Below are 13,237 nucleotides of genomic sequence, written 5' to 3' on the forward strand. Positions count from 1 at the left end.
CCCGGCGACGCGTCCCGGCACGACCCCGCGGCGCGAGCCGCACGACGACGGACGGGAGGCCCGTGGCGGATCCGCCACGGGCCTCCCGTCCGTCGTGTGGTGACGACCGCTACACGGCGGCCGGCGCGCGCTGCCCGACCGTCTCGCCGGCCACCGCTGCCTGCTCAGCGGCCACGGAGTCGGCGGCGGGCGACTTGCGCACCCACTTCTTCAGCCCGACCAGGACCAGCGCGGAGACGACCGTGCCCGCCAGGATCGCGACGATGAACATCAGGACGTCGCCGATGGCGAAGAAGACGAAGATGCCACCGTGCGGTGCGCGCGACGTGACGCCGGCACCCATCGAGATCGCACCCGTCACCGCGGCACCGATCATCGAGGCGGGGATGACGCGCAGCGGGTCGGCCGCCGCGAACGGGATCGCCCCCTCGGAGATGAAGGACGCGCCGAGCAGCCAGGCGGCCTTGCCGTTCTCGCGCTCCGGCTTGGTGAAGCCCTTGCGGTACAGCACGGTCGAGGCGAGCGCCAGGGCCAGCGGCGGGACCATGCCGGCTGCCATCACGGCCGCCATGATCTCGAACGGCACCACGTTCGTGGCGGTGCCCGCACCGAGGCCGGCGACGGCGAACGCGTAGGCCACCTTGTTGACCGGGCCGCCGAGGTCGAACGCCATCATCAGGCCGAGGATGATGCCGAGCAGGATCGCCGAGGCACCGGAGAGCGAGTTGAGGAACCCGGTCAGCTGGGTCATCAGCCAGGCGATCGGGCCACCGAGCACGAGGAGCATGAGGCCCGAGGCGATGATCGACGCGAACAGCGGGATGATCACCACCGGCATGAGGCCACGGAGCCAGCGCCAGGTCGGGATGCGGCCGATCCAGTACGCGGCGGCACCGGCGATGAGACCACCGACGAGCCCGCCGAGGAAGCCGGCGTTCATGAACACGGCGATCGACCCGGCGACGAAGCCCGGCGCGATGCCCGGGCGGTCGGCGATGGCGTAGGCGATGTACCCGGCCAGGGCGGCGACGAGGAACCCGAGGGACACCCCGCCGATCTGGAAGGCCGCTGCACCGAGGTAGTAGCCGAGGCCCTCCGGCGGCAGGTTGAGGAGCGTGTAGTTCGTCAGCGTGTAGACGGCGTTGTTCTGACCGGAGTCGCCGTGCGGGAGCGCGATGGCGTAGCCGGAGAGCAGGAAGCCGAGGGCGATGAGGAGACCGCCGCCCGCGACGAACGGGATCATGTAGCTCACACCGGTGAGCAGCCAGCGCTTCAGCGCCTGCCCGAAGTGCTCGTCGGCCTTGTTCGACTCGGATGCGGTCGCGGCACCGCCCTGGACGCGCGCGGCGTTCGGGTCGTCGGCGGCGCGGATGGCCTCGGCGATCATCGCGTCGGGCTCGTCGACGCCGCGCTTGACCGGCCCGGACACGAGCGGCTTGCCGGCGAAGCGGCTGCGGTCACGGACGTCCACGTCGACCGCGAACACGACGGCGTCGGCGCGGGCGATGAGCGCGGGGTCGAGCGGCTCGACCTGCGAGGAGCCCTGCGTCTCGACGTGCATCTCGGCTCCGGCGCGCTCCGCGGCGGCGACGAGGGCGTCGGCGGCCATGTACGTGTGCGCGATGCCGGTCGGGCACGCGGTGACGCCGACGATGACCTTGCGGGCACCGGTGGCGCCGCCGGTCGCGCCGCCGGCTGCTGCGGCCTGCGCGGGCTGCGACGTGGTCGGACGGGAGGCACTGCTCCCGTTCCCGACACCGGCTGCGGCGACCTCGCCGCCCACTTCACGCTGCACCAGGTCGACGACCTCCTGCGGGGTCGAGGCGGCGCGGAGCGCGGCGGTGAAGTCCTCGCGGATGAGTGCCCGGGCGAGGGTCGACAGGACCGTGAGGTGGTCCTTGTCGGCGCCCTCGGGCACGGCGATCATGAAGACGACGTCGGCGTCGCCGTCCGGCGCACCGAACGGCACCTTCCGTGCGAGCCGCGAGAACGCCAGCGTCGGGCTCGACACCGAGGCCGACCGGGCGTGCGGGATCGCGATGCCGCCGGGCACACCGGTGCCGACGCTCGCCTCGCGCTTGATGGCGTCCTCGGCCAGGGTGGCGCCGTCGGCCGCGCGGCCGGTCGCGGCGACGCGGTCGGCGAGCACGCGGATGACGTCGGACGACGTCGCGCCGAGGTCCTCGTCGAGGCCGACGAGCTCGGCGCTGATGAGGCGCTGCGTCGTGTCTGCGGACATGGGGTTGCTCCTTTGCAGTGGCGCCGGGGGCGCGGGCAGTGCTGGTTCGGGGTGGTGCTGCGGGGTGGTGCTGCGGGATCGGTCAGGCGATCGGCGCCGGGACCTGCGTCGTGTGCAGGGTCCGGACCGTCACGCTGCCGGGGTCGGTGTGGTCGAGGGCGGGCACGTCGCTCCCGGGCAGTGCCGCGGCAGCGGCCCCCGTGGCGACGGCCTGGGCGAGGCGCTCGGACGCCGAGGCTCCGGCGACCTCGGCGAGCAGGTAGCCCGCGAGGGACGAGTCACCGGCACCGACCGTCGAGCGGGCGACGATGCGGGGTGCGGCGGCGACGTGGCTGCCCTCGCCGGAGACGAGGACGGCGCCGGCGCTGCCGAGTGTGAGCAGCACGGTGTCGACGTGCTTCTCGCGCAGCCGGTGGGCGGCGGCGACGGCTGCCTCGAGGTCCTGCTCGTAGACCTCGGGGTCACCGCCGACGACCTCGGCGAGTTCCTCCGCGTTCGGCTTGACCAGGTCGATCCGCTCCCCCGACTGCAGCAGCGCGGTGAACGGGATGCCCGACGAGTCGACCGCGACCCGGACGTCGTCGCCGTGGCGCTCGCGCACGGCACGGACGAGCACGGCGAGCGCGTCGTCGGGCAGGCCCGGCGGCAGGGACCCGGCGAACACCACCCAGCGGGCGGACGGCCCGGTCGGGGTCGGTCCGGCGGCGTCGGCGACGAGCGCGGCGAGGTCCTCGAGACGACCCGCGAGCGAGGGCCCAGGCTCGTTGAGCTTCGTCGTCGTGCCGGTCGGCTCGGTGACGGTGACGTTCGAGCGGAGCGGGGCACCGATCGGCAGTGCGGCGGTCGGGATGCCCCGGGTCGCCAGGCCGAGCAGGACGGGGTCGAGCTCGTCGCCGGGCAGGACCGCGAGGGTGTCCCCGCCGCTCGCGACGACGACCCGGGAGACGTTGACGCCCTTGCCGCCTGGCTCGGCCGTGGTCCGGACGGCCCGCTGCACAGCGCCGCGCTGCAGCTCGCCGCCCAGCTCGATCGTGCGGTCGAGGGACGGGTTCGGCGTCACGGTGACGATCCGGGTGCTGGGGTGCACGGTGTGCTCCTGCTGGTTCATGCGACCACGACCTCCACGTCGGCGTCGGCGAGCGCACCGGCGAGGTCCGCCGGGGGCTCCTGGTCGGTGACGAGGGTGTCGACCTCGTCGAGTCGGGCGAAGCGCATGAGCGCCTCGACGCCGTGCTTGGCGGCGTCGGCGAGGACGACGCTCCGTCGCGCCGCGAGGACGTAGGCGCCCTTGACCCCGGCCTCGTACTCGTCGGGCGTGCTCAGCCCGAAGCCGGCGGACAGGCCGTTCGTGCCGACGAACGCGATGTCCGGGCGGAGCGCCGCGATCTGCTCCACGGTGGCCGTACCGACGGCCGCGCTCGTCAGCCCGCGCACCCGCCCGCCGAGCAGGTGCAGCTCGACGTGCTCGCTGTGCTGCAGGGTGGCGGCGATCGGGACCGAGTTCGTGACGACGGTCAGGGTGGCTCCGGGGGTCGCGGGCTCCCAGCGGACCAGCTCGGCGGCGACGGCGGCGCAGGTGGTGCCGGCGTCGAGGGCGATGGACCCGGTGAACGACGACGGCACCAGGCGCATCGCGGCGCGGGCGATCGCCGTCTTCGCGGTGCCGTGCTGCCCCTCGCGCTCGGCGACGGAGAGCTCGACCACGCTGGAGCGTCCGACGGGGACCGCTCCCCCGTGCACCCGGCGCAGGACACCGGCGGTCTCGAGTGCGTCGAGGTCGCGGCGCACGGTCTCGGTCGTGACGTCGAAGTGCTCGGCGAGGTCGGCGACGGACACCCGCCCGGCCGACTGCAGCGTGGCGGCGATGGCGTCCTGCCGCTCGGTTGCGTACATGCCGGAACTCCTTCGTTCTCGTTGGTTCGAGGAACTGTACGTCCGAAAGCAACACGAACGCAACTGTTTCGCGGCAGAACCAACACGAACGAAGGAACGCCCGACCTGCCGGTGCAGATCGGGCGTTCCTGTGGAGGCCGAATGGAGCGTCAGTCGTCGAAGGGGACCCGGTCGCTCGACCCCACCCCGGCACGCTGCCGGTAGGACAGGTGTCCGCCGAGGTACCCGCCGACGCTCACGACGGTGAGCCCGACGACGCCGAGCGCCTTGCCTGCCGCGGTGTTGCCCTTCCGTCGCTGCCACCACGACAGGCCGAAGAACGTGATGCCGACCCAGTTCACCGCCTGGTGCACCCACCCGGTCCGGCGCTGCTCGAGCGAGAGCTCCGCCCAGTCGACGTAGCCGGCGATCGACGCACTGCCCGCCGATGCGATCCCGACCCCGGTCAGCGTCTGCGCCGCGCGCGCGTTGCCCTTCCCGCCGATCAGGTCGAGGACGGCTGCCGAGATCCAGGCGCCGAGTGGCACCTGCACCATCAGCGGGTGCAGGGGGTGTCCGAACGGCACGCCGTGCAGCAGCTGCCGCAGGGCCTTCGGCTTCGCGACCGCGCGGACGACGCGCGTGTCGAGGTCGACGGCCTTGTCGAGCACGCTGGCGTGCTCGATGGAGTCGGTGAGGCGACGGATGATCGGCAGCTCTGGCATGCCCTGGACGCTAGGCCGCCGGGCCCGGTGTCGGTTCCAGGAACCGGCACCGGGTTTCCCGACCGGTGCGCCCGGCGGACCACGCGACCGGTCAGACCGCTGCGAGCGCCGAGGTGGGCGGGATGCGTGCGGCGCGGGCCGCCGGGTACAGACCCGAGACGCCGCCGATCACCACGGTCGCGGCGAGTCCGCCCCCGACCGCCCACAGCGGGATCGCCACCGGCCACCCCTGCGCGAGCGCGAAGGCGATCGTGACGCCCAGCCCGATGACCACCCCAGCGACACCGCCGAGGAAGGAGAGCAGCAGCGACTCCACCAGGAACTGGTCGCGGATGTTCCGCCGTCGGGCGCCGAGTGCACGCCGGACACCCACTTCTGCCCGTCGTTCGAGGACCGTGATCACCATCGTGTTCGCGACACCGATCCCGCCCACGAGCAGGGCGACCCCACCGATCCCGACCAGGAGCCCGGTGAACGAGTCGTCCGTCGCGTTCTTCGCCGCGAGGGCGTCGGACGGGCGGGTGACGCCGACCTCCTGCGGCGCGTCCGGACGGATGGCATCGGCGAGGACGTCCCGGGCCTGTGCGACGCGCTCCGGATCGACCCGGGTGTAGACGGCAGACGGGTGGCCGTCGAAGCCGAGCGACGCGGCGAGGTCCTGCGGAACGAACACCTGGTTGTCCAGGTCCTCGGCGAGCTGCAGCGGTGCGAGGATGCCGACGACCTGCACCCATTGTCCGCCGATCCACACCTTCGAGTCGGGGCGCACCTCGTCGATCCCGAGGTTCCGGGCCGCGACCGCGCCGAGGACCACCTGCGCCGGTGCGTGCGGCGACGGGTCGACCCACCGACCTGCGGTCAACGAGCCGCCGAGCAGCGACGGCACGTCACCCCAGACCGCCATCACCCCGATGCCCTTCGACTCCGCCGCCGGCACGAACGGGCTGCGGTGGACGCGTCCGTCCTTCGCCTCGCCGACGGCTGCCGCTTCCTGCACGACGGGCTGTCGCAGCGCCGACGCGACGGCCGTGGTCGGCAGGGGCGGGACGTCCCCGAAGCCCTCCGACTTCGTCACGGTCAGGACGTTCGTGCCCAGCGCGTCCAGGACACGGTCGAGTGCGGCCTTGCTCGACGACGAGATGCCGACGACGGCGATCATCGCGGCGATGCCGATCGCGATGCCGAGGGCCGAGAGCACCACGCGCCCCGGCCGGGTGCGGAGCCCGAAGACCCCGAGGCGGAGCAGGTCACCGGCTCCCACCGTCCGCGCGCTCATCGTCCGACCCCGGCGATGGCCTCGTCGAGGAGCCCCGCGTCGGACGTGCTGGAGTCCGCTTCGACCGAGCCGTCGCGCATCCGCACCTGCCGCGGCAGCGACGCCGCCAGGGCGAGGTCGTGCGTGATGACGAGCACCGTCGTACCGCTGTCGTTCAGTTCGCGGAGGAGTGCGAGGATCCGCCGCCCGGACGCACTGTCGAGCGCCCCGGTCGGCTCGTCGGCGAGCAGGATGGTCGGATCGCCGACGATGGCGCGGGCGATCGCGACGCGCTGCTTCTCACCACCGGACAGCTGGTTCGGACGGTGGTCGACGCGGTGGCCGAGCCCGACGCGACCCAGGGCGTCGACCGCACGGCGCGTCCGGAGCCGTCGGGGGACGCCCGCGTAGAGGAGGCCGTCCGCGACGTTCTCGGTCGCGGTCGCCCCGGCCTGCAGGTGGAAGTGCTGGAACACGAAGCCGATGTGGTCGGCGCGGAGCCGCGAGAGGTCGTCGTCGCGCATCGCCCCGATGTCGTGCCCGGCGATGGCCACGCTGCCCGACGTCGGGCGGTCGAGCGTGCCGATGGTGTTCAGCATCGTCGACTTGCCCGAGCCGGACGGCCCGACGACCGCGACGAGTTCGCCCGCCGCGACGTCGAGCGAGACGTCGTGGAGCGCCCGGACGTCACCGTACGACTTCGACACGCCCCGCAGGTGCACGACCGGGTCCGCGTGCACCGGACCGTCGGACGACGAGGCGTCGAGGAGCGTGGCCCTCACGAGGGCACCACGACCTCGTCGCCCTCGTGGAGGTCTCCCGTGACCGCTGCCCGCCCGTCGGCGACGAGTCCGACCGTGACGGCGACGCGCTTCGTCGTGCCGTCCCGGCGGGCGACGTCGACGGCGTACTCCCCGGAGCGCCCGGTCGCGGTGAGAGCCTGCACCGGCACGGAGAGCACGTCCCGTTCGGTCTGGCCCGGCGCCTCGACCTGGACGGTGGCCGCGGCGGGGACCTCGCGGTCACCGGCGTCGAACGCGATGGTGGCGTCGACGCTCTTGCCGCCGGTGTCCGACTGGGCTGCCTCTGCGTCGACGACCTCGCCGTCGATCGGGTCACCGCTGCCGTTGATCCGGATGCGGACCTTCGTGCCGACCGCCAACCGCTGGGCGTTCGCCTGAGGGACCGAGGCGTTCACGACGCGCTTCGTGCTCGTCACCTCGAGGACGTCCCCGCCGACCGGCTGTCCGAGCTTCGCTGCGATCGAGTCGACGCGCACCGGGCCGTCGACGAACACGATGTCGTCCTTCGTCACCGTCCCCGTCACCGTCAGTCCGCGGTCCTTCTGCCAGCGCTGCACGGCGGCGAGGGTGCGCCGGCCGAACCGGTCGTCGACCGCCACGTCGTAGCCGAGTGCGGCGAGGTCCTCGTTGAGCTGCCGGACGTCCGCGCCGCGCTGGCCGTACTCGAGCGAGCGCCAGAGCGGTGTCGATCCGTACATCGCCCGGACCGGGCGCTCGTCGACGGCGTAGAGCGGCTGGTCCTGTTCGATGACCTGACCCGGCTCGGGCAACCAGGTCACCGTGCCCGCCGCAGCACCGGGCACACCGGTGGACGCGCCGTACCCGAGGGTGCCGGCGAAGACCTTCGAGTCGGTCAGGTCGCCCTTCGTGACGGGTGCCGTCACGTGCTGCTGACGGGTCTCGGCAGCCGAGGACTCCGTCGTGGTGCCACCGACGACCGCCCACGTCCCCACCCCGGCGGCCAACACCGCCGCCAAGCAGGCGCTGGCGATCGTCGCGCGCTTCGCGGCGGGGGTCACTTCGTCGCCACCTTTGCGCCCGCGTCCTGGTAGCAGGTGAGGAGACGGTCGCCGAAGGCTGCGTCACCCGCCGGGGCCTCGTAGGAGGCAGCGTCCCGTGCGTCGTCGGGGTAGTCGGCGTACCCGGCGGCGCGCATGCACTTCCCGACCTTCTCCGCGATCGCCCGGACCTCCGGATCGTTCTCGCTCGCCTCGATGTCACGGGCCTGCGCCGGGTCGTGTTCCTGCAGGCACTTCGTGAGAGCGGCCTGCTGCCCCTCGGTGTCACCCTTCGCGGGGAGGAACCGGAAGTCCTCGTCGGTGACGTCGTAGCCGGCGTCGCGCATGCAGGACGCGACCGCGTGGTCGGTGCTGCCGGCAGGTGGGGTGGCGGCCGATGTGGCACCGCCCGCGTCCGCGGACGAGCAGCCGGCGAGGACGCCGGTCAGGAGGAGGACCGCTGCTGCGATCCCGGTTCGGATGGTCGTCGTCGTCATGTCGTGCTCCGTACGGTCGTGGTCGATCGGTCTCGGCGGAGGGTCACTGCTGGACGGACTGCGTGTCCGGCGCGTGCTTCGCCATGCAGTCGTCCCAGGCCTGTTGGAACGCCGGGTCCTGGGAGAGATCGCCGTAGTCGAGGCTCCCGGGCTCCTGGGCCGGAGCGTCGGGGTAGGTCTCGCGGATGCAGGAGTCGACGGCTGCGTACTGGCGCTTCCACTTGTCCTTCTCGGCCGAGCTGGCGCCGCCGACCCCGATCTGCCGACCGCACGTCTGCGCGGCCTGTGCGAAGCGGACCTGGTCGACCCCGGGCGGCGTGATGACCGCGCCGGTGCTGACGGTCTCGTCCGTCGGGTCCTCGACGTCGAAGCCGGCGTCGCGCATGCACGACCCCCACTTCGTGCCGAGACCACCGGAGGCGGAGGACTCCTCCACGGGCGATCCGGACGATCCGGAGCACGCGGTGAGTGCGAGCGGTGCGGCCAGGACGAGCGCACCGACGACGGCGAACCGGAGGAGCCGGTGGCGAGGCGGTGTGGTGGTGTGGTTCATGCATCCAGGACACCGGACGCGGTGTTTCGGGGACGGCTGCCCGCCGATTACACCGACGAAACACCGACGACGGCGCGGAGCCCGCCGTCGGGCAGGGGCTCGAGCCGGAGCGACCAGCCGTGCGCGTCCGCGATCGCGGCGACGATCGACAGTCCGAGGCCGCTGTGCCGCTTCGAGCCCGGGTGCTCCCCGCGACGGAACGGCTCGGTGAGGTGCTGGACCTCGTCCGGGTCGACGAGCACCCCGGTGTTCTCGACCGTCACCCCGTGCACGCCTGTGCGGACGAGGACCGTGCCGCCCGGTTCGTTGTACTCGATCGCGTTGTCGACCAGGTTGCCGACGAGTTGCCGGACGAGCAGCGGTTCGCCGGTCAGCCCGCGGGGCACGTCCTGCTCGTCGACGACGAGCGTGACGTCGGCGTCACGCGCAGCACCGGCGGCCTGCGCGACGACGTCACGGGCGACGGCACCGAGGTCGACCGCCGTCGACCGGTCCTCGAGTCCGCGCTCCGCCTCGGCGAGCACCAGGAGCGAGTCGACGAGGTGCTCGGTGCGACGGTTCTGCTCGAGGAGCTCCGCCCGGACCGCCGCGAGCTCGGCGGGGGTGGCGTCGTCGGGCAGCCCGATCTGCACCGACGCGCGCTGCACCGCGAGCGGCGTGCGCAACTCGTGCGCGGCCTGCGCCACGAACCGCCGTTGGCTCGCGAACGCCGCCTCGAGCCGGTCGAGCAGGGCGTCCACCGTGCGCGCGAGCCTGCGGAGTTCGTCGTCGGGACCGTCGAGCGCGATGCGTTCGTGGAGGGTCGACGCCGAGATCCGGTCGGCGGTGCGCGCCATCCGGTCGATCGGGCGCAGGACCTGGCGGCTCAGGACCCAGCCGAGCAGACCGGCGAGCACCCCCGCGACGGCGATGCCGACCGCCGACCACTGCCACTGCTGCTCGGCGGCGACCTGCACGAAGGCGACCGCACCGGAGGGCACCGCCGAGGGGTCGACGTGCGGATCACGTCCGACCGACGGCGTCGCGGCCGAGGACAGCGCCGTCGGTCGGAACTCGGTGGCTGCGCGGAGCGACCACTGGGACGCGAGCGCGACGAACACGAGCACGCCCGTGGTCAGGGCCATCGCGGAGACCGCGAATCCGACGGTCGTCCGGACGCCGATGCTCCAGAGCCGCGTCACAGTGCGTACCCGCACCCCGGGACGGTCCGGATCGGGTCCGGCGGCCCGAGCTTCTTGCGGAGCTTCGACAGGGTCACCCGGACGGCCGCCGTGAACGGGTCGATGTTCATGTCCCAGACCTTCTCGAGCAGCTCCTCGGACGAGACGATGCGACCGTCCGCGCGGAGCAGCACCTCGAGCACGCCGAGCTCCTTCGACGTCAGGTCGAGCGGTCGGCCGTCGCGGGTGGCGATGCGCCGGTTCGAGTCGACGACGATCCCGTCCCGCTCGAGCACCGGCGCGACCGGCGCGACGCTCCGCCGCCCGAGCGCACGGACCCTGGCGACGAGCTCCGGGTACTCGAACGGCTTCGCGAGGTAGTCGTCCGCACCGAGTTCGAGCCCGTGCACGCGGTCTGCCAGCGTGGTCGCGGCGGTCAGCATGAGGATCCGGGTCAGCGAACCCCTCGCCGCGAGTCGACGCGCGACCTCGTCCCCGTGCAGACCCGGCAGGTCGCGGTCGAGCACGACGACGTCGTAGTCGTTCACCGACAGGAGTTCGTCCGCCTCGTCGCCCCGGTGGGCGACGTCGACGGCCATGTCCTGGCGACAGAGTCCCTTCGCGACGAGATCGGCCAGGGAGGTCTCATCGTCGACCACGAGTACACGCACATTCGACATTTCACATGCGATGTCTATGAATCCGCTGAGTCGAGGTGGACGGTCCCCCGCCGTTCGTCGAACCGCACGACGAACTCGGTCGTCTCCGCGGATCGGGTGATGAACAGGGGGACGGTTTCGACGGTCTGTGGTTCCATGCGACCACCGTCGCGCGTGCACTGTTTCGCGGCCGTAACGCTGCCGAGGGCGACGCAACGACCGGGAGGCCCGGTGCCGGTCCGACGGACCGACACCGGGCCTCCCGGCCGCACCCTGCCGCAGGGCGGACGCGACCTACTCCTCGACGATCTCCGCGAGCTCGAACGGCTCGACCGTCAGCTCGTCGCCGCACGCGGCGACGTCCACGCGGACGGTGTCCCCGTCGCGGACGTCCCCGGACAGGATCGCCCGCGCCAACCGGTCGTCGATCTGCCGCTGCATGAGGCGGCGGAGCGGCCTCGCCCCGTAGACGGGGTCGTAGCCGCGGTCGGCGAGCCAGCTGCGCGCCGCCGGCGTCACGGCCAGCTCGAGTCGGCGGTCCGACAGACGACGAGCCAGACGGTCGACGTACAGCGACACGATCTGGCCGAGGTCGTCGGTGGTGAGCGCCTGGAACACGACGATGTCGTCGAGACGGTTCACGAACTCGGGCCGGAACGCCTGCTGCACGAGCTCACGCACGGCCTCGTCCCGTTGCTCGTCCGTGAGCGTCAGGTCGGTCATGAACTGCGATCCGAGGTTCGACGTCAGGACCATGATCGTGTTCCGGAAGTCGACCGTGCGCCCCTGCCCGTCGGTCAGGCGTCCGTCGTCGAGCACCTGGAGCAGGACGTCGAACACCTCGGGGTGCGCCTTCTCGACCTCGTCGAGCAGCACCACCGAGTACGGGCGGCGCCGGACGGTCTCGGTGAGCTGCCCGCCGGCCTCGTACCCGACGTACCCGGGCGGGGCACCGATGAGCCGAGCGACCGAGTGCTTCTCGCCGTACTCGCTCATGTCGATGCGGACGAGGGCCTTCTCGTCGTCGAACAGGAACTCGGCGAGCGCCTTGGCGAGCTCGGTCTTGCCGACGCCGGTGGGGCCGAGGAACAGGAACGAGCCCGTCGGGCGGTCCGGGTCGGAGATGCCGGCGCGGGTGCGACGCACCGCCTCGGACACGGTGGACACCGCGGCGCGCTGCCCGATGATCCGACGGCCGAGCTCGGTCTCCAGGTGCAGGAGCTTCTCGGTCTCGCCCTGCAGCAGGCGCCCCATCGGGATGCCCGTCCACTGCGCGATCACGGCGGCGATGTCCTCGTCCGTGACGCTGTCGTTCACCATGCGGTCGGCACTCTCGGCCTGCTCGGCCGCCGCGAGCTCGGCCTCGATCCGGGGCTTCTCGCCGTACTCGATGCGCGACACCGTCTCGTACTGCGCCTCCCGCTGCGCGCGCTGGCTGCGCATGTTCAGCTCGTCGAGCTGCTGCTTGAGCTCACCGATGCGGTTGAGGCTCGCCCGCTCGGCCTGCCACCGCTGCTCGAGCTCGTCGAGCCGCTCCTGGCGCCCGGCGAGCTCCGCGCGCAGGGTCGCCAGCCGCGCCTTCGACGCGTCGTCCTTCTCCTGCTTCAGCGCGAACTCCTCGACACGCAGACGGTCCACGCTGCGCTTGAGCTCGTCGATCTCGACCGGGCTCGAGTCGATCTCCATGCGCAGTCGGCTGGCGGCCTCGTCGATGAGGTCGATCGCCTTGTCGGGGAGCTGTCGCCCCGAGATGTACCGGTTCGACAGGCTCGCAGCGGCGACCAGGGCGGAGTCGTTGATGGTCACCTTGTGGTGCGCCTCGTACCGCTCCTTGAGTCCGCGGAGGATCGCCACGGTGTCCTCGACGCTCGGCTCCCCCACGAACACCTGCTGGAAGCGGCGCTCGAGCGCGGCGTCCTTCTCGATGTACTCGCGGTACTCGTCGAGCGTCGTCGCGCCGATCAGCCGCAGCTCACCGCGGGCGAGCATCGGCTTGAGCATGTTCGACGCCGCGACGGACCCTTCACCGCCGCCGGCCCCCATCAGCGTGTGCAGCTCGTCGATGAACGTGATGACCTGACCGTCCGAGTCGTCGATCTCCTTGAGGACGGCCTTGAGCCGCTCCTCGAACTCGCCGCGGTACTTCGCGCCGGCGATGAGGGCGGACATGTCGAGCGACACGAGCCGCTTGTCCTTCAGCGAGTCGGCGACGTCGCCGGCGACGATGCGCTGCGCGAGACCCTCGACCACGGCGGTCTTGCCGACCCCGGGCTCACCGATGAGCACGGGGTTGTTCTTGGTCCGCCGCGTCAGCACCTGGGAGACACGGCGGATCTCGGCGTCACGACCGATCACCGGGTCGAGCTTGCCGCTCCGCGCGATCGCGGTGAGGTCGACGCCGTACTGCTCGAGGGCGGTCTTCTGCCGTTCCTGCGAGTCGGGGGCGCCCTGGAGGTTCGCCATGCGGTCCGTCCTT

General features: G+C 72.3%; 13 protein-coding genes. All 13 read right to left on the bottom strand.

The genetic code is table 11. The annotated features are described in order from the left end of the window. Positions 1–109: 109 nt before the first annotated feature. The 13 genes from M3666_RS00165 to M3666_RS00220 all read right to left on the bottom strand — a co-directional run bounded on the left by M3666_RS00165 (position 110) and on the right by M3666_RS00220 (position 13,224). A complete protein-coding gene (locus M3666_RS00165; protein WP_251154130.1) occupies positions 110–2,239 on the bottom strand; it encodes a fructose-specific PTS transporter subunit EIIC in 2,130 nt (709 codons plus the stop codon). An 82-nt stretch (positions 2,240–2,321) separates the two neighbouring features. Then, positions 2,322–3,326: a 1-phosphofructokinase family hexose kinase gene (locus tag M3666_RS00170; RefSeq protein ID WP_235426453.1), complete on the bottom strand. Its 1,005-nt coding sequence runs from the start codon at positions 3,324–3,326 to the stop codon at positions 2,322–2,324. Between the two features lie 17 nt (positions 3,327–3,343). After that, entirely contained in the window at positions 3,344–4,132 is a 789-nt protein-coding gene (locus M3666_RS00175) for a DeoR/GlpR family DNA-binding transcription regulator (RefSeq protein ID WP_066652003.1), read from the bottom strand. A gap of 149 nt (positions 4,133–4,281) precedes the next feature. Further along, positions 4,282–4,836, bottom strand: coding sequence for a DUF2231 domain-containing protein (locus M3666_RS00180; protein ID WP_066652001.1), 555 nt, complete (start codon positions 4,834–4,836; stop codon positions 4,282–4,284). 91 nt (positions 4,837–4,927) lie between these two features. After that, positions 4,928–6,112: an ABC transporter permease gene (locus tag M3666_RS00185; protein ID WP_251154131.1), complete on the bottom strand. Its 1,185-nt coding sequence runs from the start codon at positions 6,110–6,112 to the stop codon at positions 4,928–4,930. Then, a complete protein-coding gene (locus M3666_RS00190; RefSeq protein WP_251154132.1) occupies positions 6,109–6,873 on the bottom strand; it encodes an ABC transporter ATP-binding protein in 765 nt (254 codons plus the stop codon). Before M3666_RS00190 ends, M3666_RS00185 begins: the two co-directional genes overlap by 4 nt. Continuing rightward, a complete protein-coding gene (locus M3666_RS00195) occupies positions 6,870–7,913 on the bottom strand; it encodes an efflux RND transporter periplasmic adaptor subunit (protein WP_251154133.1) in 1,044 nt (347 codons plus the stop codon). The genes M3666_RS00190 and M3666_RS00195 overlap by 4 nt, the downstream gene beginning before the upstream one ends. Next, entirely contained in the window at positions 7,910–8,389 is a 480-nt protein-coding gene (locus M3666_RS00200) for a hypothetical protein (protein WP_251154134.1), read from the bottom strand. Before M3666_RS00200 ends, M3666_RS00195 begins: the two co-directional genes overlap by 4 nt. Positions 8,390–8,432: 43 nt before the next feature. Beyond that, positions 8,433–8,942: a hypothetical protein gene (locus tag M3666_RS00205; protein ID WP_251154135.1), complete on the bottom strand. Its 510-nt coding sequence runs from the start codon at positions 8,940–8,942 to the stop codon at positions 8,433–8,435. Between the two features lie 47 nt (positions 8,943–8,989). After that, positions 8,990–10,138: a HAMP domain-containing sensor histidine kinase gene (locus tag M3666_RS00210; RefSeq protein WP_251154136.1), complete on the bottom strand. Its 1,149-nt coding sequence runs from the start codon at positions 10,136–10,138 to the stop codon at positions 8,990–8,992. Continuing rightward, positions 10,120–10,773 carry a response regulator transcription factor gene (locus M3666_RS00215; protein WP_200884151.1) on the bottom strand — a complete coding sequence of 218 codons (654 nt, stop codon included), beginning with the start codon at positions 10,771–10,773 and terminating at the stop codon, positions 10,120–10,122. The genes M3666_RS00210 and M3666_RS00215 overlap by 19 nt, the downstream gene beginning before the upstream one ends. A 23-nt stretch (positions 10,774–10,796) precedes the next feature. Further along, complete coding sequence (locus tag M3666_RS16550; protein WP_271826999.1) at positions 10,797–10,919, bottom strand: hypothetical protein; 123 nt, start codon at positions 10,917–10,919, stop codon at positions 10,797–10,799. Between the two features lie 136 nt (positions 10,920–11,055). Then, on the bottom strand, positions 11,056–13,224 hold the full coding sequence (locus M3666_RS00220; protein ID WP_251154137.1) for an ATP-dependent Clp protease ATP-binding subunit: 2,169 nt from the start codon (positions 13,222–13,224) through the stop codon (positions 11,056–11,058). Positions 13,225–13,237: the final 13 nt, after the last annotated feature.

Origin of the sequence: Curtobacterium sp. ODYSSEY 48 V2, from assembly GCF_023712625.1 — a bacterium.
Lineage (GTDB): Bacteria > Actinomycetota > Actinomycetes > Actinomycetales > Microbacteriaceae > Curtobacterium.

What these genes read in the sequence shown, in the direction of transcription:
- M3666_RS00165 (WP_251154130.1), bottom strand. Translation starts at nt 2,239, where the DNA reads ATGTCCGCAGACACGACGCAGCGCCTCATCAGCGCCGAGCTCGTCGGC.
- M3666_RS00175 (WP_066652003.1), bottom strand. Translation starts at nt 4,132, where the DNA reads ATGTACGCAACCGAGCGGCAGGACGCCATCGCCGCCACGCTGCAGTCG.
- M3666_RS00180 (WP_066652001.1), bottom strand. Translation starts at nt 4,836, where the DNA reads ATGCCAGAGCTGCCGATCATCCGTCGCCTCACCGACTCCATCGAGCAC.
- M3666_RS00185 (WP_251154131.1), bottom strand. Translation starts at nt 6,112, where the DNA reads ATGAGCGCGCGGACGGTGGGAGCCGGTGACCTGCTCCGCCTCGGGGTC.
- M3666_RS00200 (WP_251154134.1), bottom strand. Translation starts at nt 8,389, where the DNA reads ATGACGACGACGACCATCCGAACCGGGATCGCAGCAGCGGTCCTCCTC.
- M3666_RS00205 (WP_251154135.1), bottom strand. Translation starts at nt 8,942, where the DNA reads ATGAACCACACCACCACACCGCCTCGCCACCGGCTCCTCCGGTTCGCC.
- M3666_RS16550 (WP_271826999.1), bottom strand. Translation starts at nt 10,919, where the DNA reads ATGGAACCACAGACCGTCGAAACCGTCCCCCTGTTCATCACCCGATCC.
- M3666_RS00220 (WP_251154137.1), bottom strand. Translation starts at nt 13,224, where the DNA reads ATGGCGAACCTCCAGGGCGCCCCCGACTCGCAGGAACGGCAGAAGACC.